Origin of the sequence: Streptomyces composti, from assembly GCF_012034205.1 — a bacterium.
GTDB classification, from domain to species: domain Bacteria; phylum Actinomycetota; class Actinomycetes; order Streptomycetales; family Streptomycetaceae; genus Streptomyces; species Streptomyces composti.
The window spans coordinates 1-21079 of record NZ_JAATEM010000004.1 but is presented as its reverse complement, the minus strand read 5'-3'; the positions used below and the strand labels follow the sequence as shown (position 1 = coordinate 21079).

The window sequence follows — 21079 nt, the reverse complement described above, 5'->3', positions numbered from 1 at the left end:
CCTGACGGCAAGCTCCCAGTGGACAACCAATCATCCCATGATTCTATGATGGGGCGCATGGCTGGAAACAGAACGCGAGCACTTCGGTTCACCACGGCAGCCACCCCGGCCGAAAAGGGGGTCCCCGGCACGAGCGGCACCACCGCGCCCGCCTGGACGAAACCGCTGCTGATCGCCGGCATCGTCCTCGCCGCGCTGAACCTGCGCCCGGCCATCACCAGCCTCGGGGCGCTGCTCGAGGAGGTCCGCGACGGGCTCGGCATGAGCGGCAGCGTCGCCGGACTGCTCACCTCGGTGCCCTCCCTGTGCTTCGCCGTCTTCGGCGTCACCGCGCCGCGTCTCGCCCGCCGCTTCGGGCCGGGCGCGGTGGTGTGCGCCGGCATGGCCGCCATCGCCTCCGGCCTGCTCATCCGGCCCTTCGCTGGCGGCACGGCCGGCTTCCTCGCGGCCACCGCGCTCGCACTCATGGGCATCGCCGTCAGCAACGTCCTGATGCCGGTCATCGTCAAGCGATGGTTCCCCGACCGGGTCGGGTCCATGACCGGCCTGTACTCCATGGCCCTCGCCCTCGGCACCTCCCTGGCGGCGGCGGTGACCGTGCCGCTCACCGGTGCGGTGGGCGGCGACTGGCAGTACGGCCTCGCCCTCTGGGCGGCCCTCGCCGCCGCGGCCGTCCTGCCCTGGATCCCGTTCGTACGGGACCGCGAACCGGGCTCCGCGGCCGGCCGGGCACCCGGGGCGGGCACGCGGCTGCCGCGCCAGGAGGCACCGCGGCAGCGGGCGGGGGACCGGCAGGGGGCCCCGAGGCTGCGCATCACCCGCAGCACCACCGCTTGGGCGCTCGCCGTCTTCTTCGGGCTCCAGGCGACCGCCGCCTACATCACCATGGGCTGGATGGCGCAGATCTTCCGGGACGCGGGCGTGCCCGCGAGCACCGCCGGACTGCTGCTCGCCGTGACCATGGTGATGGGTGTCCCGCTCGCCTTCGTCATCCCCCGCCTCGCTGCCCGGCTGCCCAGGCAGGGGCCCATCGTGGTCGCCCTCGGCGCCTGCGGCCTCGCCGGATACGCCGGCCTCTACCTCGCCCCGGCGGCCGGCGCCTGGGCCTGGGCTCTCCTGCTCGGCATCTCCAACTGCGCCTTCCCGCTCGCGCTCACCATGGTCGGCATGCGGGCCAGGAGCGGCGCGGGGGTGGCCCAGCTGTCGGCCTTCGCCCAGAGCACCGGCTACCTGATCTCCATCCCGGGCCCGCTGCTGGTCGGCGTCCTCTACCAGCACAGCGGCGGATGGGGCCTGCCGATCGCCCTCATGGCCGGCCTGATGATCCCCCAGATGCTCATGGGCGTCCTCGCGGGCCGCGACCGCACGGTCGAGGACGAGGCGACGGTGAGCTGAGCGCGGCTCGCCGGCGCCCGTCCCGCCGCATCCCTCGCGTCCCCGGCGTACCCCGGGGCGCGGGGGGCGGTCCGCGGGTGGGAGACTTGAGGCATGCCCGTGCTCGATCCGAACCCGCAGAACGGCCAGAAGAAGCTGTTGCTGGTCTTCGGCGCGTTCTTCGCCATCTTCGTCGTCATCGGTGTGATCGCGGCGCTGCTCGCGCCGTGAACCCGTGACACCGTCCCCGTCAGGGGTGGGGACAGCCCCCGCATCCCCTAGGGGGGCAAGGTCAGGGACAAGTGGGTGGATCACCGGATGGGCCCGCGTCCCCGCGCTCCGTACCTTCGAGTCGTACCCGCGAACAGCGGAGTCACAGCAGGACCCGGCACTCGAAGAGCGGAGGCCCCATGTCGGCGCGTACGCGGACCCGGCCGCACCCGGCCCCCCGGGGCGGCGTCGGCAACCGGCTGCCGTGGTGGGCGCTCGCCCTCCCCGCGCTCGCCTTCGTCACGCTGCTGGTGCTGATATCGCATCCCGCCGATGCCCAGGCGGCCACCGGCGAACCGGCCCTCAGCCTCATCCTGGAGCGAGCACACCAGCTCATGGCCCGCTGAGCGGTGGCCGAACGCCCCCGGAAGTGCTCGTCAACTCCCTGCGCCCTGTGGTCTGTTTCATGCGAAGCTTGAACGCATGAGCGTCGCAGAACCCCGCAGGATCGCCCTCTTCCGGCATGCGAAAGCCGACTGGCCCCCCGTTGACGACCACGAGCGCCCGCTCGCCGAGCGCGGCCGGATGGACGCCGCCGCCGCCGGACGCAAGCTCGCCGACACCGCCATCGCCTTCGACCTGGCTCTCTGCTCCACCGCCACCCGCACCCGCGAGACCTGGAAGCTCGCCGTCCAGGAGTTCCCGCGGCGCCCGAAGACCGTCTACGAGGAGCGGATCTACGAGGCCTCGCCCGGCGAGCTCGTCGCCCTGCTCAACGAGACCCCCGACGACGTTCAGAACGTCATCCTGATCGGCCACAACCCCGGCATCCAGGGTCTCGCCGACGTCCTGGCCGGCTCCACCGAGGGCGACGCCCGGGAGCGGATGAACCGCCGCGGCTTCCCGGCCGCCGCCTTCGCCCTGCTGTCCTTCACCGGCTCCTGGAAGTCCCTGGAGCCCGGCGTCGCCACCCTGCTCGACTACTGGGCGCCCACCGAGTGACCCACGGTGCCGCATGCGGCACCCCTGGGCCCGGCACCGCGACGCGGTCTCCGCACCCGCGGTGCCGGGCCCCGGCACGACGGGCCGGCACAGGCCCCGCCCGCCCCTGAGGCCGGGCGGCGCGCTCGGCCGGCTGCGAACGACACGAGGAGCGGTCAGCCCACCTCGAGGGTGTCCGCCGCCTCGACCTCCTCACGGGTGATGCCCAGCAGGTACAGCACCGTGTCCAGGAAGGGGAAGTTCACCGCCGTGTGCGCGGCCTCGCGCACCACCGGCTTGGCGTTGAAGGCGACGCCGAGACCGGCCGCGTTGAGCATGTCCAGATCGTTGGCGCCGTCGCCGATCGCCACCGTCTGCGACAGCGGAACCCCCGCCTCGGCCGCGAAGCGGCGCAGCAGCCGCGCCTTGCCCGCACGGTCCACGATCTCGCCGGTGACCCGGCCGGTCAGCTTCCCGTCGACGATCTCCAGGGTGTTGGCCTGGGCGAAGTCGAGACCGAGCCGCTCCTTCAGATCGTCCGTGACCTGGGTGAAGCCTCCGGAGACCACACCGACCTGGTAGCCGAGGCGCTTGAGCGTACGGATCAGGGTGCGGGCGCCCGGCGTCAGCCGCACCTCGCTTCGCACCTTGTCCACCACCGAGGCGTCCAGCCCCTCGAGCAGTGCCACCCGTGCGTGCAGCGACTGCTCGAAGTCCAGCTCGCCGCGCATCGCGGCCGCCGTCACCTCGGCGACCTTGTCCTCGCAGCCGGCGTGCGCCGCGAACAGCTCGATGACCTCGTCCTGGATGAGTGTGGAGTCCACGTCCATCACCACCAGGCGCTGCGCCCGCCGGTACAGTCCCGCGGCGACCACCGCCACGTCCACACCGAGCTTCGCCGCATCCGTCACCAGAGCGGTGCGCAGCGGCTCCGTCTCCGCGCCGGACACCGCGAACTCCACCGCGGTCACCGGGTACTTGGCCAGCCGGAAGATGCGGTCGATGTTGGCTCCGGTGGCCGTGATCCGCGCGGCGATCGCCGCGGTGGCCTGTGAGGTGAGCGGGTGACCGAGCACGGTGACCAGGGAGCGGCCCACGCCGCGCGGCAGGTTGTCACCGATGCCGGAGATGATCTCCGCCTGCATCTTCATCGACTCCGCCCAGCTGTGGACGGTCGCCCGCAGATCCCCTTCCAGTCCCCGCGCCGGCTCGGTCACCAGCGCGCACAGCACGATGCGGCCACGGGTGACGACCTGCTCGATGTCGACCACGTCGACGGAGTAGGCGGCCAGGGTGTCGAAGAGGCCTGCCGTGATGCCCGGCCTGTCCTTGCCGAAGATCTTGACCAGGAGAGTGGGGACGTCAGAGGTCTGCGATGCGCTCATGGTGTTCCCACCGTATCCGGCGCCCGGTGCCGACCGCCCCCGCGGTCCGCCTGGCGGACAGTGCACATGCGGTGTCGGGCGGGTGCACGGCGCGGGGTGTACCCGCCCTGGCGGGCGCCGCGTTCACCACGTCCGCCCCTGGCGGACGCCGCGCTCACCGGTCCCCGTCGGACTTCGGTTCGCGGGGCCGCGGGGGAGGGGCCGGTGGTGGCGGAGGCGGCGGGGGAGGCCCGTCGTCCGGCCAGAGCGGGCCGCGCCGCTTCCCGCCCGGGCGGCGCGGGGGCCGGCTTCCGCGCCGGGGCGGTTCGACCGGCGCGATCACCGTGGGCGCACCGTACACGTCCCCGTCGTCGTCACCGGAGCCGCCGCCGGGCGGCTCGTCGCCGGGCACCTCCTCGCCGTCGCCGTCCGCCGGCGTCTCGTCGGGGCGCCCCCGTCCCGCCATGTCCCCCGGCATCCGCAGGTACGGGTTGGTGTCCGGATCGGGCGGCCGGTACGACGCCCTGGGCGTGTACGGCCCCGACGGCACCCGGTCCTGAGGCTCACCGCCCGCCGCACCGCCCCGTCCGGCGGCCCCGGACCCCGCACCGCCCGCGTCGAGCTCCGTACGGCCCGGCCCGCCCGGCCGAGCCGGGCGCTCGCCCTCACCCGGTGCGGGCCGCCGCGGTCCGCCCTCGCCGGCCTGCGCCGCCGACCGCGGCTCGCCCGCGCCCTCACGCCGGTCACCGCCGGCCGCCGTGCCGCCCGCACCCCACTCCGCCTGCCCGGCCCCGGACAGCCGGGCCACGTCCGGGGCCCCGCCGGCCCCGCCTGGAGCGGTCGCCAGGGCGCCGCCGCCTGCCGCACTCCACGACATCGCCCGGCGCCCCGCCGCGCCGCACACCCAGGCCAGCCAGGAGCCCGCCGCACCGGCCAGCGTGCCCCAGGCGGCGCCCAGGAGCAGGGCCACGGCCGGGCGTCCGTGCAGTTCGAGGCCGGCGCCGAACGCGTCGACGCCCAGCACGGACAGCGAGGCGTTCGCGGACACCTCGGTGAGCCACACCAGCAGGGGCAGGGCCAGTGCCGTGCAGACCCCCAGACGCAGCGCGCAGCGCCCCACGAATGCACCCATGCCCACCTGTGCGCCCCCCACCGGTGTGCGCGCCCCCGTCAGTACGCCGGCCAGCAGCATCAGCACCGCCGCCGCCACCGCCAGCAGCCACACCCGGCCGTCCAGTTCGGCCAGCCGTGCCACTGTGATCCGCTGCCCGGAGCCGACGCGGAGCAGGTCGTCCAGCGGGTCCGGCAGAACCCCCAGCAGCGCGCCCGAGGCCCGCCCGTCGGCCGGCACGAACAGGCCGAGCGGCACGCCCAGCCACACCCCGTTGGGCGCGCCCAGCAGCGCCGCGCCGGCGATCCGCCGCGGATGGTCGTCGCCGATCGCCGCGTAGGCGGCGGCCGCCAGCCCGGCCGCCACCGCCACGAGGAGCGCCGTCACCAGGGCCGACACCGCCGGGCGGATCGCCCGGTGCACCACGTCCCAGCCGGGCGGCAGGGGCGTACGGCGGGACGCCAGGAGCGCGATCGCCAGTACCAGCACCGACCAGCCGAGCCCGCCCAGCAGCGTCGGCACCGCGTCCACGGTGTACCCGACCGCCGTCTGCGCCTCCACCAGATCCCCGATCCGGTCCGGCAGCACGCTCTCCAGACCGTCGCCCAGGTCCCCGAGGCCCGGGATCCCGATGCCGCCCCCGTCGCCGCCGCCCGGCAGTCCGTCCAGGCCCAGCGCGTTCCCGTCGAGCGTGACGACGTCCTGCCCGGCCCACACGAGACCGCCCGTCATCATCACGGACAGACCGGTCGTCGCCCCCGCACGCGCCAGGAGTTCGGCCGGGGACACCACGGCGCCCGCGGCCCGCAGCGAGCGCAGGAAGAAGAACGCCAGCAGCAGTGCCCCGACCAGGCTCACCCCGAGTGGCGTGATCTCGACGGCCGTCTCCGCCTCCGCCCCGGAAAGACCGAAGGCCGACACGTCCCCGGACGGGGTGACCGAGCCGCCCACCGCCAGGGCGACCACCGCCGCGGTCATCGTTCCCAGCGACCCCGCCGAGTCCGCCTGGAGCAGGTGCAGTCCGGCCGCCGCGGTCGCCGCCATGCCGATGAGCGCCCAGCTCACTCCGGCCACCGCGGTCATCAGCACGTCGCCCCACGGCACTCGCGTGCCGCCCTCTGCTCGCCCGGGGCTCGACGTGCCCGTGACACCACTCATGGCAGACCCCCCGATCCGCAGCGCGGCGAGGCGGCCGCGCATGTCCCCCTCGCGTGGTTTACCACTCTCCGGGCCGGTTTCCACCCCGTCAACGACACGTGGTGGAGGCACCCGGGCAGGCTCTTCACAAGGCCCGACTTTCGGTCATGGGGCCGGGCCTGGAATAGTTCCCCCCGATGTTCGACATCCCTAGACTCCCTGCGATGGGGGAAACTCGGGGGACAACTCAGTGGGGCATGGAGTGCCGGAACTCGTACTGGAATCGAATGGACGGACCTGGACGCTCGATCCGTCCAGGGCCTACACCCTCGGACGCGATCCGCAGGGCGACGTCGTGCTGGACGACGCCAGGGTCTCCTGGCGTCACGCCACGATCAGCTTCAACGGCCGCAGTTGGGTCGTCGAGGACCATGGCAGCACCAACGGCACGTTCGTGCAGGGCCAGCGGATCCACCACCTGGAGCTCAGCTCCGACACGGAGCTGAACCTGGGCAACGCCACCGACGGGCCGCGCGTGAAGCTCGTCGGGGTCGGCGCACAGGCGGGCGCGCCGCAGGGCCGGCCGCAGCAGCAGCCGTACGCGGCTCAGGGCGCGGGCTGGGCCCAGCAGGCGCCCGCCCAGCAGCAGCCGCCCGCGCAGCAGGCCCCGGTGCAGCAGCCGCCGGCCCAGCACGCCGGCTGGCAGCAGCAGGCTCAGCAGCCGCCGGTGCCGCAGCAGTCGGCACCGCACATTCCGCAGCAGGGGCCCGGTGGTGGCGCGGGGGCGCCGCCGGTCTACGGCGACCGCAGCCCGACGACGTTCCACCAGTTCTCCCTCGGCCGCGTGATGCGCATCGGTCGTGCCCTGGAGAACGACCTGGTCGTCTCCGACCTCCAGGTCTCGCGGCACCACGCCGAGTTCCACTCGACGCCCGACGGCCGCATGGAGATCCGCGACCTGGGCTCGCACAACGGCACCTACGTCAACGGCCAGCCGATCCCCAAGGGCGGCTCCCAGCTGCTCGGCCCGACCGACATCGTCGGCGTCGGCCACTCGACGTTCCGCATCGTCGGCGACCGGCTCGAGGAGTTCGTCGACACCGGTGAGGTGTCCTTCTCCGCACGGCACCTGACGGTCACCGTCGACGGCGGCAAGCAGATCCTCAAGGACGTCTCCTTCGGCGTCCCCGAGAAGTCGCTGATCGCGGTGATCGGCCCGTCCGGCTCCGGCAAGTCGACGCTGCTGAAGGCGCTCACCGGCTACCGGCCCGCCAACCAGGGCGAGGTGCTGTACGACAACCGCAACCTCTACAAGCAGTTCGCCGAGCTGCGCCAGCGCATCGGTCTGGTCCCGCAGGACGACATCCTGCACAAGGAGCTGACTGTCAAGAAGGCCCTCAAGTACGCGGCCAAGCTGCGCTTCCCGGCCGACACCACGGCCGCCGAGCGCGAGGCCCGCATAGACGAGGTGCTGCGCGAGCTGAAGCTGGACATCCACAAGGAGAAGAAGGTCACCTCCCTCTCCGGCGGCCAGCGCAAGCGCGTCTCGGTGGCCCTGGAGCTGCTCACCAAGCCGTCGCTGATCTTCCTGGACGAGCCGACCTCCGGCCTCGACCCGGGCATGGACCGCGATGTGATGCAGCTGCTGCGCGGGCTCGCCGACGACGGCCGCACGGTGCTGGTGGTCACCCACTCGGTGGCCGAGCTCGCCCTGTGCGACAAGCTCCTGGTGATGGCGCCCGGCGGCTCGGTGGCCTACTTCGGCCCGCCCGAGGAGGCGCTGAACTTCTTCGGCTACGACAGCTGGGCCGACGTCTTCTCCGCCTTCGAGAACTACCGCGACTACGACTGGGCGGGCCGCTGGAAGGGCTCGCAGCACTACCAGATGTACGCCGCGGACATCGACGCGGTGGCGCCGCAGTCCGTACAGGTCCCGGCGATGCAGGCGATGAAGCCGCCCAAGCCGCAGGGCTGGATGTCGCAGTTCGCCACCCTGGTGCGCCGCTATCTGGCGGTGATCGCCTCCGACAAGGGCTTCCTCGCCCTGATGGTGATCCTGCCCGCGGTGCTCGGCGCGGTCAGCCTGCTGATCGACGCGGACAAGGGCCTGCTGCCCAACCCGCCGAACCCGAAGACCGGCCGGATCATCCCGAACGGCACGGCGACCACGGTGCTGCTGATCCTCGCGGTCGGCGCCTGCTTCGCCGGCGCCGCGAACTCGGTGCGAGAGCTGATCAAGGAACGGGTCATCTACGAACGGGAACGGGCCACCGGCCTGTCCCGCTCGGCGTACCTGATGTCCAAGGTGTTCGTGCTCGGCATGATCACCGTGCTGCAGGGCCTGATGGTCGGTGTGATCGGCTTCACCAGCCGGGAGATCCCGGAGGAGGGCCTGATCCTGGGCGGCGCCACCCTGCTCGAGCTGTCGTTGCCGATCATGGCGCTCGGCTTCACCTCGATGATGTTCGGCCTGATCATCTCGTCGCTGGTGAAGACCGCCGAGAAGACGATGCCGCTGCTGGTGATGTTCGCGATCGTCCAGGTCGTCTTCACCGGCTGCCTGTTCACCCTGCACGGCTCGATCGGCGTCAACCAGTTCTCGTTCCTGATGCCCTCGCGCTGGGCGGTGGCCGCTGCCGGTGCCACGCTGGACTTCAACAAGATCAGCCCGCCGGAGACGCCCGGCGACACCGACCCGCTGTGGGAGCACACGGTCGGGGCCTGGGCGATGGACATGGGCGCGCTGATCGCCATCGGCGTGGTCTGCGGCTTCTTCGTGGCCCGCTTCCTGCGCCGCCACGAGCCCGAGGTCATGCGCAAGTAGCGGCATGCGCACACAGCGGCGCCGCGCGGCGGACGGCCGCGAACGCCCCGAAGGGCGGCACCCGTCAGGAGGGTGCCGCCCTTCGGCGTATCGGGGGACAGGCCGAGCGTGCAGAAGAGGTCCGCGCCGACCTCAGTACGCGCTGTCGACGTTGTCCATGGTGCCGTAGCGGTCCGCCGCGTAGTTGCAGGCGGCGGTGATGTTGGCGACCGGGTCGTAGATGTTCCAGGACGTGCCCGGCACGTGGTACGCCTTGAACGTCGGCGGGATCACCTGCAGCAGGCCCTTGGACGGGATGCCGTTCTGGGCGTTGATGTCCCAGAGGTTGATCGCCTTCGGGTTGCCGGAGGACTCGCGCATGATGTTGCGCTTGATGCCCTCGTAGGAGCCCGGGATGCCGTGCTTCTTCATGATCGCGAGGGACTCGCGGATCCAGCCGTCCAGGTTGTTCGGGTAGGACTTCGGGGCGTCCTTCTTCACCTCGGCGCGCTTGGCGGCGCGGCTCGCGGCCTCCTTGGCCTCGCGGGCCTTCGCGGCCTTCTCGGCGGCGGCCTTCTTCGCGGCGGCCTTGGCCTTCGCCTCGGCCTGCTTCTTCGCCGCGATCTGCTCGGCCTTCACGGTGGAGGCTGCGAGCTGGTCGGTGACGGTGCCCTTGACGTCCTTGATCTGCTCGGTGCTGTACGCCACCTTCGCGGTGGGCGCGGCGGCCTCGCTCGTGGTGTTCGTCGACGCCGTGCTCGGCACCGCCGAGAAACCGATGGCGGCGGCGCCCAGGGCGGCGACACCGGCGGCGGCGATCTTGTGGTGACGGGTCAGGGCACGACTATGGCCACGGGTGAGGATGTGCTTCGACATACGAGATGGACCTCTTCGAATAGCGCGGAGGTCGCTCGGCGTCCGGTGGGGACAGTGGTGCTTCCGGCACAGGAACGCCGTGGGCGGGAACCCACGGCGCTGAGCGACGGCAGCCATTCTTAGCGGCCGCAAAATCGGCAGGCAAAGGTGTGACGTACGAAGCCGGGTAGTGGATCAGGGAGGAACGAAACAGGGCAGACGGGGCAGTACGGGCCGCTCACATGGGCGATATGTGTCTCCTACTCCCCTTCGTACGTGATGTGCGCCCTATGCGCGGCCTCACACCGGCCGCCCCTCGCTCTCACTGGCGGTTGCGGCAGCAATGCGCTGTGTGAGGGGCTGTGCGGGGCCTGTGCGCGAGCCGTGCGGGGGCTGTACGCCGGCCCGGCGCGGACCCCGGTCACGGCAGCAGCAGGTGCAGGTCCCCGAACTCGTGCCACAGATAGCCGCCGTCCACCGCGGCCCGGTATCCCCGCTCCAGCGCCTCCCGGCCGGCGACCGCCTCCAGCATCAGCAGATGCGAGGCCGCCGGCTCGTGCAGACCGGTCAGCAGCCCGTCCACCACCCGCACACCCCGCTCGGGGGTCACCACCAGATCCGTCCACCCCGCACGGGCCCGCACCACTGCGTCGGGACCCGCCGCCGCCTCGATCGCCCGTACCGCGGTCGTCCCCACCGCGATCACCCGGCCCCCGCCCCGAGCGGAGCCCCGCCGCCCCGCCCGGACGGCGTTGACCAGCCGCGCGGAGGCCTCCGGCACCTCGAAGCGCTCCGGATACGGCGGCTCGTGCGCCTCCGCCGAGGCCACCCCCGTGTGCAGGGTCACCGGCGCGAACTGCACCCCGCGACTGACCAGCTCCGCCACCAGCCGCCCGGTGAAGGGACGCCCCGCGCTCGGCATCTCGGCGCTGCCCGCCCCGTCCGGCGACGGCACCGCGAACACCGTCTGGTACGCCGACAGGGGCTGGTCCCGCTCGGTGTACGCGTACCGGACGGGCCGCCCGTGCCGGCGCAGCACCTCGAGGACCCCCGCCCCCGTCACCGAGGCCCACCACAGCCGCTCAGCCCGTGCGTCCAGTGGCTCCTGCAGCACCAGCCGCGCCCCGCCGGGCAGCCGCACCTCCTCTTCCGCACGCGCGCCCGCACGCGCGCGGGTGGTGCCCCGCCCGTCCGGCTCGCGCAGCTCCACCGCCCACCGGCCGTCGTCGCCCCGCGTGGAGAAGTGCACCACCACCGCGGCCCGCCCCAGCCGGCCGTCCACGGCCGCGGGCAGCGTCGGTGAGGTGTTCACCACCAGCAGATCACCGGCCCGCAGCAGCCCCGGCAGCTCCCGGAAGGCGTGATGCGACACCGCGGGACCACGGGAGACCAGCAGCCGCACCGCGTCCCGGTCCAGGCCAGGCCCCCGCTGCTCCACCGGCAGCCGGGCCGCCGCCCCCTCCGGCACCCGCACCGCCGCGGTCACACCCGCTCCTGCAGCAGCGCCGGCGCCGCATAGCGCCCGCTCGCCGGACGCTCGTCGAGGAGCCGCAGGAAGGCCGGCGCCACGGTGGCCGGATCCGGCCGCGGATCGTCGTCGTCCGGCACCGCGGCCGCATACAGGTCCGTGGCCATGTCCCCGGGGTCCACCGCCCACACCCGCAGCCCGGGCTCCTCCGCCGCGAGCACCGCGGCCAGCTGGTCCAGGGCCGCCTTGGACGCCCCGTAGCCGCCCCAGGTGGGGTACGCCTCACAGGCGGCGTCGGAGCTCACGGTGATCACCGTGCCCGCCTCGGCGGCCCGCAGCAGCGGCAGCGCCTCCTGCAGCAGCCCGAGCGCCGCCACCAGGTTCACCTCGAGCGCCCGCCGCAGCCCGTCGAGCTCCAGCTCCGCCAGCCGCACCAGCGGCTCGGCGCCCAGCGCGCTGGCGTTGTGCACCAGCAGATCGACCCCGCCGTACTCCCGGGCCGCCGCCACGAGGCCGGTGCGGTGCCCGGCGTCCGTGACGTCCCCGGGCAGCGCCGTCACCCGCGCGCCGTGCGACGACAGCAGCCCGGCGGCCTCCGCCAGCGGCACCGGATCCCGCGCGTCCAGCACCAGGTCCCAGCCCCGCACCGCCAGCGCCTCGGCGAGCGCGAGGCCCAGCCCCTTCGACGCACCCGTGATGATCGCAACCGGCATGACCTGCCCCCTTGTGAGGAAACGCTCGTCGTCCAGCACCCCGCCGGACCGTGCCACCGGATCGGCGACCGGGTACCGGCGTGCCCTCAACCTAGGAGCGGCCCCTGACACCGGCCTCGGGCCGGAGGAGTGATCACCCAGGGCCCTTCGGCCTACGCCCACCGGCCCCCGGTCCGCGGACCTAGGACCTCCGTCGCAGTTCAGCGCCCCGCCCGTCCGATCCGCCCGCCCCCGGCCGCCGGTACGGTGAGCACATGAGCCACGGCCCCCGGTCCGGCCTCGCCGCGGTGAGCTCCGCGCTGCTGGCCATGAGCAGGCACCTCGAGGTGCGCGACGTCCTCAAGACGATCGTCGCCTCGGCCCGCGAGCTGCTCGACGCGCAGTACGCCGCCCTCGGCGTCCCCGACGACCACGGCGGCTTCGCCCAGTTCGTGGTCGACGGCGTCAGCGACGAGCAGTGGAAGGCCATCGGCCCGCTGCCGCGCCAGCACGGCATCCTCGCCTCGATGCTGCACGAGGCCAGGTCCGAGCGCCTCGCCGACGTCCGCAAGGACCCCCGCTTCGAGGGCTGGCCGAGCGCCCACCCGGACCTCGTCGACTTCCTCGGCCTGCCCATCCGCGACGGCGACGAGGTCATCGGTGCGCTCTTCCTCGCCAACAAGAACTGCCCCAGGCCGGAGGGCACCTGCGGCTTCACCGAGGACGACGAGGAACTCCTCGGCATCCTCGCCCAGCACGCCGCGATCGCCCTCACCAACGCCCGGCTCTACGAGCGCAGCCGCGAACTGACCATCGTCGAGGAACGCTCCCGCCTGGCCCACGAACTGCACGACGCGGTCAGCCAGAAGCTGTTCTCCCTGCGCCTGACCGCCCAGGCCGCCGCCCGTCTGGTGGACCGCGACCCGGCCCGGGCCAAGGGCGAACTGCGGCAGGTGGCCGCCCTCGCCGCCGAGGCCGCCGACGAACTGCGTGCCGCGGTGGTCGAACTGCGCCCCGCCGCCCTCGACGAGGACGGCCTGGTCGCCACCCTGCGCACCCAGGTCCAGGTCCTCGACCGGGCGCACAGCGCACGCGTGACCTTCGCCTGCCACGGCGTGCGCGCCCTGCCCGCGGCGCAGGAGGAGGCGATGCTCCGCGTCGCCCAGGAGGCCCTGCACAACGCGCTGCGCCACTCGGGCGCGGAGCATGTCGAGGTCACCCTGGACCGGCGCGGCGGCGGAGCCGTCCTGCGGATCACCGACGACGGCCGCGGCTTCGAGCCGCGGACCATCCGCCGCGCCGGACGCCATCTCGGCCTGGTCTCCATGCGGGACCGGGCGAACGGCGTCGGCGGCACCCTCACCGTGGAGTCGGCGCCCGGCAAGGGCACCGCGATCGAGATGGAGGTCCCCGGTGGCTGACCCGATCAAAGTGCTGCTGGTCGACGACCACCAGGTGGTGCGGCGGGGACTGCGCACCTTCCTCGAGGTGCAGGACGACATCGAGGTCGTCGGCGAGGCCGCGGACGGCGCCGAGGGGGTCGACCTCGCCGAGCGCCTGCGGCCGGACGTCATCCTCATGGACGTGAAGATGCCGGTCATGGACGGCGTGGACGCGCTGCGGCGGCTGCGCGAACTGGGCCACCCCGCCCGGGTTCTGATCGTCACCAGCTTCACCGAGCAGCGCACCGTGGTGCCCGCCCTGCGCGCGGGCGCCGCGGGCTACGTCTACAAGGACGTCGACCCCGATGCGCTGGCCGGCGCCATCCGCTCCGTGCACGCCGGCCATGTGCTGCTCCAGCCCGAGGTGGCAGGCGCCCTGCTCGCCCAGGAGGAGAGCACCCCGGGGCAGGGCCGCGCGGGCTCGCTCACCGAACGGGAGCGCGAGGTGCTGGGCCTGATCGCGGACGGCCGCTCCAACCGGGAGATCGCCCGCGCCCTGGTGCTCTCCGAGAAGACCGTGAAGACCCATGTGTCGAACATCCTGATGAAGCTCGACCTGGCGGACCGCACCCAGGCCGCGCTGTGGGCCGTGCGGCACGGCCTGTCGGGCTGACCCCGGACGTCCGCGACCGGCCGGAAGGTTCCCGTCCGGTCCGAGATTCATACCGTCGTGGGAATGTCCCCCGAACGGCGCACCCTCCGCGCGCCCCGAGCCGTTCCCAGTGCAGACCGCGGCGCCTTGCCGCGGTCACCGCAAGGAGGGCTTGGAAAGTGAAGAACCTGAAGAAGGCAGCGGCCGTGACGATGGTGGCCGGTGGCCTGCTCGCCGCCGGTACGGGCATGGCCTCGGCGACCGAAGGCGCCCACGCCGACGGCAAGGCCGTGGGCTCCCCGGGCGTCGTCTCGGGCAACGTCATCCAGGTCCCGGTCGACGTACCGGTCAACGTCTCCGGCAACAGCGTCAACGTCATCGGCCTGCTCAACCCGGCCTTCGGCAACGTGGCCGTCAACGGCTGACGCACGCACCGGACCCTTCGCCCGGCCTCCCGGCCCCACACCGGGAGGCCGGGCGGTCACGTTCCCGGCACCCTCGAACGCGAGCGCGTGCCTCCCCGAGCAGTGCTGAGGACTGCCGAGGAGCGCTCACCGCTTCCCCCGCTCCCGCTCCTCCACCATCGAGTTGTACGCCGCGACCTGCGCCCGCCGCGCCGTCCGCTCCACCGGGCGCAGCGCGGCATGGCGCGCCGCCATCTCGGAGGCGCTCACCGCACCCCCGTGCCCGTTCGCCCCCGCCAGCGAGATCAGCGCCCCCACCCGCTGCGCCAGCTGCAGCACCCGCGCCGCCCGCGGCGGATACCCCGGCGCCAGCACCTCGCCGCCCTGCTCCGCCCGCGCCCGGTAGGCGTCGATCGCCGCCTCGGCCACCGGCCCCGACGCCGCCACGTCCAGCCGCGTCAGCGCCTCCGTCGCCTCCCGCAGCGCCTCCGCCAGCTCGCGCTCCGCCTCACCCAGGGACGGCACATCGGCCGGCGGCGCGTCCCGCACCGGCAGGCAGTGCCACACCACCTCGGCGTGCACATCGCCCTCCGGCCCGGCCTCGTGCACCTCCGGCACCAGACCGAACGCGGCTCCGTGGCAGATCACCGCCTCCTCGGCCTGAAGCGCCCGCGCATTGAACTCCGGCGGCCCGCTCAGCCCCAGCGGATGCCCCGGCGCGGGCAGCGCCACCCGCAGCCCGGTCACCCCCAGCGCCCGCAGCCGCCCCAGCGCCAGGGTGAGCCCCACCGGGGCCTGCTCGCCCGGCAGCTCTTCGACCCGGTGCACCGTGTCCTCGCCCACAATGGCGATCACGGCGTCGTCCGGCGAGACAAGTCCGGCAAGAAGGGCATTTCCCCAAGCGGCAAGGCGTCCAGAGCGCGGTTCCCACAGCATGCACCCACCCTAGACAGCGCCAAGGACCGGACCGAGGGAATGCCCGGGCCGGCCGGTGGCGTAGATTTCATGGAGGGCTGCGCCCACCGGCGCGGCGGACCGAGCCCACAGGCGAACGCGACAGCCGAGACCGGCCACACTGCAAGGGGAGACAACGCGCTCATGAGCGATGTTCTGGAGCTTCAGGACGTATCCGTGGTCCGCGAGGGCCGGGCTCTGGTGGACCAGGTCTCCTGGTCGGTCAAGGAGGGCGAGCGCTGGGTCATCCTCGGCCCCAACGGAGCCGGCAAGACCACCCTGCTCAACATCGCCTCCAGCTACCTCTTCCCCAGCAAGGGCACCGCCACCATCCTCGGCGAGACCCTCGGCAAGGTCGACGTCTTCGAGCTCCGCCCCCGCATCGGCATGGCCGGCATCGCCATGGCCGAGAAGCTCCCCAAGAGCCAGACGGTCCTGCAGACCGTGCTCACCGCCGCCTACGGCATGACCGCCGGCTGGCAGGAGGACTACGAGGACATCGACGAGCAGCGCGCCCGCGCCTTCCTCGACCGCCTCGGCATGAGCGCCTACCTCGACCGCAAGTTCGGCACCCTCTCCGAGGGCGAGCGCAAGCGCACCCTCATCGCCCGCGCCCTGATGACCGACCCCGAGCTGCTGCTCCTCGACGAGCCCGCCGCCGGCCTCGACCTCGGCGGCCGCGAGGACCTGGTGCGCCGCCTCGGCCGCCTCGCCCGGGACCCGATCGCCCCCTCCATGATCATGGTCACGCATCATGTCGAGGAGATCGCCCCCGGCTTCACCCACGTCCTGATGATCCGCCAGGGCAAGGTCCTCGCCGCCGGCCCGCTGGAGCTGGAACTCACCTCCCGCAACCTCTCCCTCTGCTTCGGCCTCCCGCTCGTCGTGGAACAGGTCGGCGACCGCTGGACCGCCCAGGGACTGCCGATGGGCTGAACCGCCCGACGATCTCTCAATTCCCTGCGGCCGGAGGCCGTTCAAACCGATCGGCGCACTGTCCGCGACCGGGTGCGCGGACCTACCATGCCCTTGTGGACATCGACGCATGGCTGTGGTGGCTGATCGGCGCGGCAGCGCTCGGCATCGCTCTGGTGATCACCGCGATGCCCGAACTGGGCATGCTCGCGGTGGGCGCCGTCGCCGCGGCGGTGACCTCCGGCTTCTTCGGCGGTGGTGCCGTCGCCCAGGTCGTGGTCTTCGCCGTCGTCTCGACCGCCCTGATCGCCGTCGTCCGGCCCATCGCCAGCAGACACCGGGCCCAGCAACCCCAACTCGCCACCGGAGTCGATGCCCTGAAGGGCAAACAGGCCGTCGTCCTGGAACGCGTCGATGCCTCCGGCGGCCGGATCAAGCTCGCCGGCGAGGTCTGGTCCGCCCGCGCCCTCGACGCCGCCCGCACCTACGAAGAAGGCGAGGAAGTCGACGTCGTGGACATCGAGGGAGCCACAGCGATCGTCATGTGACCTCGCACGACGCAACTGGACCGAACTGCCCCCGAGTCGTACGACGGTCTGTCAGACTCGACCAGCAAGATCTTCACGACCCCTAAGATCTGTCGAAGGCGCCGAGGCGAAGAAGGGTACGGGGAACCGACGATGGAACCGATCATCATCGTCCTGATCATCCTGGTGGTGTTGGTCTTCATCGCCCTGATCAAGACGATCCAAGTCATCCCGCAGGCCAGCGCGGCCATCGTCGAGCGCTTCGGCCGCTACACGCGGACGCTCAACGCGGGCCTCAACATCGTCGTCCCGTTCATCGACACCATCCGCAACCGGATCGACCTGCGTGAGCAGGTCGTCCCGTTCCCGCCCCAGCCGGTGATCACCCAGGACAACCTGGTCGTCAACATCGACACCGTCATCTACTACCAGGTCACCGACGCCCGCGCCGCCACCTACGAGGTCGCCAGCTACATCCAGGCCATCGAGCAGCTCACCGTCACCACGCTCCGCAACATCATCGGCGGCATGGACCTGGAGCGCACCCTCACCTCTCGCGAGGAGATCAACGCGGCCCTGCGCGGCGTCCTCGACGAGGCCACCGGCAAGTGGGGCATCCGCGTCAACCGCGTCGAGCTCAAGGCGATCGAACCGCCCACCTCCATCCAGGACTCGATGGAGAAGCAGATGCGCGCCGACCGCGACAAGCGCGCCGCCATCCTCCAGGCCGAGGGTGTCCGCCAGTCCGAGATCCTGCGCGCCGAGGGCGAGAAGCAGTCCCAGATCCTGCGCGCCGAGGGCGAGGCCAAGGCCGCCGCGCTGCGCGCCGAGGGCGAGGCCCAGGCCATCCGCACCGTCTTCGAGTCCATCCACGCCGGCGACCCCGACCAGAAGCTCCTCAGCTACCAGTACCTGCAGATGCTCCCGAAGATCGCCGAGGGCGACGCCAACAAGCTCTGGATCGTCCCCAGCGAGATCGGCGACGCCCTCAAGGGCCTCTCCGGCGCCATCGGCAACTTCGGCCCGTCCAACGGCAACTCCGGCTCCACGGCCCCCAGCGTCCCCCCGCAGGAGCGCCGCGAGAAGCCCACCGTCGACTGAGCGGCACCCCGGCACGGACGCACGGTTCCCCGCACCCCGAGGGGCGCGGAAAACCGTGCGTCCGTCCGCGTACCGGAGAAGCGAGGGTCCCTACGCGGCCTCGCCCACCAGCCAGTCGGGCAGCGCCGCGAACTCCTCCGCCCCCAGCGCCAGCAGCATCGCGTCGGCGGGCGTGGGCTCGAACGGCTGCCGCAGCAGCGGCATCCCCGCCTGCTCCGGCGTCCGGTTCGCCTTGCGGTGGTTGTCCTCCGCGCACGAGGCCACCGTGTTCAGCCAGGTGTCCTGGCCACCCTGCGACCGCGGCACCACATGGTCCACCGTGGTGGCCCGCCGGCCGCAGTACGCGCACCGGTGCCGGTCCCGCACCAGGACACCCCGCCGCGACCACGGCGCTCGTCTTCGGAACGGCACCCGTACATATCTGCACAGCCTGATCACCCGGGGCGCCGGTATGTCCACCTCGGCTCCGCGCATGCGCAGTTCGGGGTGGGCCTGCTCGACGACCGCCTTGTCCTGCAGCACCAGAACGACGGCCCGGTTCAACGTCACCGTCGACAGCGGCTCGAAGCTCGCATTCAGCACCAGCGTGTCACGCATCCAGCCCACCTCCCATGTGCATCGGCCCACCCCCTGGCGGACTGGGATCAACTCTGGCCGGGCGCGCCGGGATGGACAACGCAATAAAAATGCCCGCCCCTGGTCAATTCCATGACCAGGGGCGGGCAAACGTTCCGTGAACGCCCGGCTTCACCGACCGCGGCTCAGCCCTCTGCCGGCACCTCGTACTCGGCGATCACATGAGCCCGCGCCAGCGTGTGGAACCGCAGGTTGAAGCCCACCACGGCGGGCGTCGCGTCCGAGTCGAGGCCGAGCTTCTCCTTGTCCACGGCGTACACCGTGAACACATACCGGTGCGGCCCGTCCCCGGGCGGCGGAGCGGCACCGCCGAAGTCCTTGGTGCCGTAGTCGTTGCGCGCGTGCACCGCGCCCTGGGGCAGTCCCTCGAACGGGGCGTTGCCCGCACCCGCAGGCAGCTCCGTCACCGAGGCCGGGATGTCGAACAGCACCCAGTGCCAGAACCCGCTGCCCGTCGGGGCGTCCGGGTCGTAGCAGGTCACCGCGAAACTCTTGGTCTCGGGCGGGAACCCCTCCCACCGCAGGTGCGGCGAGGTGTTGCCGGCCGCGTGGACCTGAGCGTCCCTGAGCGTGCCACCGTGCTCGACGTCCTCGCTCTTCACCGTGAACGACGGCACGGGCGGATGGAAGTCGTGCGGGAGTGGCCGCCGCTTGAGCTCGGTCACCTCGGTACCTCCTGAATCGGATTCGTCGGTCCGTACCCGAGCCTAGAACCAGTTGCGCTTGCTGCCGACCTCCGACAGCCAGTGGTTGAGGTACGCCGCCCAGTCGGTCCCCTGGTAGTCGTTCAGCCCCACCTGGAACGAGCGGTAGGTGTCGCTGCCCTCGCTGAACAGGCCCGGCTTCTTGTCCATCTCCAGCACCACGTCCATGGCCTGCGAGTCGGCCACGAAGCTCAGCTCCACCTGGTTCAGCCCGCGGTACTGCTGCGGCGGGTAGAACTCGATCTCCTGGTAGAACGGCAGCTTCTGCCGCGTACCCCGGATGTGGCCGCGCTCCATGTCCGCGTTCTTGAAGCGGAAGCCCAGCTGGATGAAGGCGTCCAGGATCGCCTTCTGCGCCGGCAGCGGGTGCACATAGATCGGGTCCAGGTCACCGGAGTCCACGGCACGAGCGATCGCCAGCTCGGTCACGACGCCGATGTTCATCCCGCGCAGCGCCTGGCCGTCGATCATCGTGATCGGCGTCTCCCACGGGATCTCGAGACCGAACGGCACCGCGTGCACCGCGCCCGCCTTCAGCTCGAAGGCACCGCCGAGACGCGACTTGATGAACTCGATGTCCTGCTTGTACTCGTGGTCGCCGCTCTCCACCTCGACCTTGGCCTGGAGCCCGACCGACAGCCCCTCGATCTGCTGGTCGACGCTGCCGCCCTGGATCCGCACCTCGCCCTGGACGACACCGCCCGGCACCACGTTGACCTCGTTCAGCACCGTCTCGACCGAGGCCCCGCCGGCACCCAGGCTCGCGAGCAGCTTCTTGAACGCCATGTCTCTCCCTTTGTCGCCCTGTGGTTTCGATCCCTAGAAACGCGATCCAGCCGTGGCCGGTTCCGCGCAACCCACACCGCGGCAAGCACCGCATCCGCGCACCACCCCGCGGCGCGAGGCGACTCCAGTACCCTCGAACCGATGATCGCGACCCCCGACCGTACGCCCCTGCCCAGGAGCTTCTTCGACCGGCCCGTGCTCGAGGTCGCCCCCGACCTGCTGGGCCGCGTCCTGGTACGCACCACCCCGGACGGTCCGATCGCCCTCCGCCTGACCGAGGTGGAGGCGTACGACGGTCCGAACGACCCCGGCTCCCACGCCTATCGCGGCCGCACGGCCCGCAACAGCGTGATGTTCGGTCCGCCCGGCCATGTGTACGTCTACTTCACCTACGGCATGTGGTTCTGCATGAACCTGGTCTGCGGACCGGAGGGACGGGCCAGTGCGGTGCTGCTGCGCGCCGGCGAGATCATCGAGGGAGCGGAACTCGCCCGGACCCGGCGCCTCTCGGCCCGCAATGACAAGGAATTGGCCAAAGGCCCGGCCCGCCTCGCCACCGCCCTGGGTGTCGACCGCTCCCTGAACGGCACCGACGCATGCGCCTCCGGCGACACCCCGCTGCGGATGCTGACGGGCGTCCCCGTCCCCTCCGACCAGGTACGGAACGGTCCGCGCACCGGTGTGGCCGGGGAGGGCGGCGACGGCGACATCCACCCGTGGCGGTACTGGATCGCCGACGACCCCACGGTGAGTCCGTATCGGGCGCATGTCCCCAGGCGCCGCCGAAGTTGACGCGTCTTGGCGAGCCGCGTAATGTAGCCCGAGCCGCTGAACCGGGTACGGCGATCGCCTGCAGCCGGAGCGGCCAACCCACTACCTACGACTTCCCCTCAGCGGGGACGAATTCGGCGTGCCCGCATGCCTGAATTCAGAACCGCGGGGCCCGATTATGAATCGGGCGGGGAGATCGGTTAACGTAGTGAATGCCGAAAGGCCCCGCCGACAGGGAATCAGGTCCGAAAG

The 21079-nt window shown here is 72.2% G+C and carries 21 protein-coding genes; 12 read left to right on the top strand and 9 right to left on the bottom strand.

The genetic code is table 11. The features are described from left to right. The first annotated feature begins 45 nt into the window (after window positions 1-45). The 4 genes from HCJ93_RS04505 (at window position 46) to HCJ93_RS04495 (ending at window position 2586) form a co-directional block, all read left to right on the top strand. Window positions 46-1395, top strand: coding sequence for a CynX/NimT family MFS transporter (locus HCJ93_RS04505; protein ID WP_167991270.1), 1350 nt, complete (start codon window positions 46-48; stop codon window positions 1393-1395). Between the two features lie 93 nt (window positions 1396-1488). Next, complete coding sequence (locus HCJ93_RS29820) at window positions 1489-1605, top strand: SGM_5486 family transporter-associated protein (RefSeq protein ID WP_277350678.1); 117 nt, start codon at window positions 1489-1491, stop codon at window positions 1603-1605. A gap of 179 nt (window positions 1606-1784) precedes the next feature. Further along, window positions 1785-1991 (top strand): hypothetical protein, encoded by a 207-nt coding sequence (locus HCJ93_RS04500; protein WP_167991268.1) that lies wholly within the window; start codon window positions 1785-1787, stop codon window positions 1989-1991. Between the two features lie 76 nt (window positions 1992-2067). Next, entirely contained in the window at window positions 2068-2586 is a 519-nt protein-coding gene (locus tag HCJ93_RS04495; RefSeq protein ID WP_167991266.1) for a SixA phosphatase family protein, read from the top strand. 155 nt (window positions 2587-2741) lie between these two features. On the opposite strand, the gene serB is transcribed toward HCJ93_RS04495, so the two are convergent. Together serB and HCJ93_RS04485 are read right to left on the bottom strand one after the other, a co-directional pair. After that, a complete protein-coding gene (gene serB, locus HCJ93_RS04490) occupies window positions 2742-3950 on the bottom strand; it encodes a phosphoserine phosphatase SerB (RefSeq protein WP_167991264.1) in 1209 nt (402 codons plus the stop codon). Window positions 3951-4104: 154 nt separating this feature from the next. Continuing rightward, on the bottom strand, window positions 4105-6198 hold the full coding sequence (locus tag HCJ93_RS04485) for a streptophobe family protein (RefSeq protein ID WP_167991262.1): 2094 nt from the start codon (window positions 6196-6198) through the stop codon (window positions 4105-4107). A gap of 241 nt (window positions 6199-6439) precedes the next feature. On the opposite strand from HCJ93_RS04485, the gene HCJ93_RS04480 reads away from it, so the two are divergent. Continuing rightward, window positions 6440-9001: an ABC transporter ATP-binding protein/permease gene (locus HCJ93_RS04480; RefSeq protein WP_309141304.1), complete on the top strand. Its 2562-nt coding sequence runs from the start codon at window positions 6440-6442 to the stop codon at window positions 8999-9001. A 132-nt stretch (window positions 9002-9133) separates the two neighbouring features. Here the strand turns inward: HCJ93_RS04480 and HCJ93_RS04475 are convergent, their stop codons facing one another. The 3 genes from HCJ93_RS04475 to HCJ93_RS04465 all read right to left on the bottom strand — a co-directional run bounded on the left by HCJ93_RS04475 (window position 9134) and on the right by HCJ93_RS04465 (window position 12016). Next, window positions 9134-9856 (bottom strand): transglycosylase SLT domain-containing protein, encoded by a 723-nt coding sequence (locus HCJ93_RS04475; protein WP_167991258.1) that lies wholly within the window; start codon window positions 9854-9856, stop codon window positions 9134-9136. A gap of 400 nt (window positions 9857-10256) precedes the next feature. Beyond that, on the bottom strand, window positions 10257-11321 hold the full coding sequence (locus HCJ93_RS04470) for an S-adenosylmethionine:tRNA ribosyltransferase-isomerase (RefSeq protein WP_167991256.1): 1065 nt from the start codon (window positions 11319-11321) through the stop codon (window positions 10257-10259). Further along, on the bottom strand, window positions 11318-12016 hold the full coding sequence (locus HCJ93_RS04465) for an SDR family NAD(P)-dependent oxidoreductase (protein WP_167991254.1): 699 nt from the start codon (window positions 12014-12016) through the stop codon (window positions 11318-11320). Before HCJ93_RS04465 ends, HCJ93_RS04470 begins: the two co-directional genes overlap by 4 nt. Before the next feature lie 254 nt (window positions 12017-12270). Here HCJ93_RS04465 and HCJ93_RS04460 point away from each other — a divergent pair, with 254 nt between their 5' ends. The 3 genes from HCJ93_RS04460 (at window position 12271) to HCJ93_RS04450 (ending at window position 14454) form a co-directional block, all read left to right on the top strand. Further along, window positions 12271-13416: a GAF domain-containing sensor histidine kinase gene (locus HCJ93_RS04460; RefSeq protein WP_167991253.1), complete on the top strand. Its 1146-nt coding sequence runs from the start codon at window positions 12271-12273 to the stop codon at window positions 13414-13416. Continuing rightward, window positions 13409-14050 (top strand): response regulator, encoded by a 642-nt coding sequence (locus HCJ93_RS04455; protein ID WP_167991251.1) that lies wholly within the window; start codon window positions 13409-13411, stop codon window positions 14048-14050. Before HCJ93_RS04460 ends, HCJ93_RS04455 begins: the two co-directional genes overlap by 8 nt. Before the next feature lie 158 nt (window positions 14051-14208). Beyond that, the gene (locus HCJ93_RS04450) at window positions 14209-14454 is read left to right on the top strand and encodes a chaplin (protein ID WP_167991249.1); all 246 of its coding nucleotides are present in this window, start codon (window positions 14209-14211) and stop codon (window positions 14452-14454) included. A 126-nt stretch (window positions 14455-14580) separates the two neighbouring features. On the opposite strand, the gene HCJ93_RS04445 is transcribed toward HCJ93_RS04450, so the two are convergent. Continuing rightward, window positions 14581-15369 carry an Rv1486c family protein gene (locus HCJ93_RS04445; protein WP_167991248.1) on the bottom strand — a complete coding sequence of 263 codons (789 nt, stop codon included), beginning with the start codon at window positions 15367-15369 and terminating at the stop codon, window positions 14581-14583. Between the two features lie 162 nt (window positions 15370-15531). Here HCJ93_RS04445 and HCJ93_RS04440 point away from each other — a divergent pair, with 162 nt between their 5' ends. The 3 genes from HCJ93_RS04440 (at window position 15532) to HCJ93_RS04430 (ending at window position 17930) form a co-directional block, all read left to right on the top strand. Beyond that, window positions 15532-16323, top strand: a complete 792-nt coding sequence (locus tag HCJ93_RS04440; RefSeq protein ID WP_167991247.1) for an ABC transporter ATP-binding protein — start codon at window positions 15532-15534, stop codon at window positions 16321-16323. A gap of 95 nt (window positions 16324-16418) precedes the next feature. Further along, window positions 16419-16850, top strand: a complete 432-nt coding sequence (locus tag HCJ93_RS04435) for an NfeD family protein (RefSeq protein ID WP_167991246.1) — start codon at window positions 16419-16421, stop codon at window positions 16848-16850. A 132-nt stretch (window positions 16851-16982) separates the two neighbouring features. Beyond that, the gene (locus tag HCJ93_RS04430) at window positions 16983-17930 is read left to right on the top strand and encodes an SPFH domain-containing protein (protein ID WP_167991245.1); all 948 of its coding nucleotides are present in this window, start codon (window positions 16983-16985) and stop codon (window positions 17928-17930) included. Window positions 17931-18020: 90 nt separating this feature from the next. Here HCJ93_RS04430 and HCJ93_RS04425 read toward each other — a convergent pair whose 3' ends face one another. The 3 genes from HCJ93_RS04425 to HCJ93_RS04415 form a co-directional block, all read right to left on the bottom strand. Next, window positions 18021-18527, bottom strand: a complete 507-nt coding sequence (locus HCJ93_RS04425) for an HNH endonuclease (RefSeq protein WP_167991243.1) — start codon at window positions 18525-18527, stop codon at window positions 18021-18023. Between the two features lie 164 nt (window positions 18528-18691). Continuing rightward, window positions 18692-19231, bottom strand: a complete 540-nt coding sequence (locus tag HCJ93_RS04420) for a YbhB/YbcL family Raf kinase inhibitor-like protein (RefSeq protein ID WP_167991241.1) — start codon at window positions 19229-19231, stop codon at window positions 18692-18694. A gap of 42 nt (window positions 19232-19273) precedes the next feature. Next, complete coding sequence (locus HCJ93_RS04415) at window positions 19274-20056, bottom strand: sporulation protein (protein WP_167991240.1); 783 nt, start codon at window positions 20054-20056, stop codon at window positions 19274-19276. A 141-nt stretch (window positions 20057-20197) separates the two neighbouring features. On the opposite strand from HCJ93_RS04415, the gene HCJ93_RS04410 reads away from it, so the two are divergent. After that, window positions 20198-20848 carry a DNA-3-methyladenine glycosylase gene (locus tag HCJ93_RS04410; protein ID WP_167991238.1) on the top strand — a complete coding sequence of 217 codons (651 nt, stop codon included), beginning with the start codon at window positions 20198-20200 and terminating at the stop codon, window positions 20846-20848. Window positions 20849-21079: the final 231 nt, after the last annotated feature.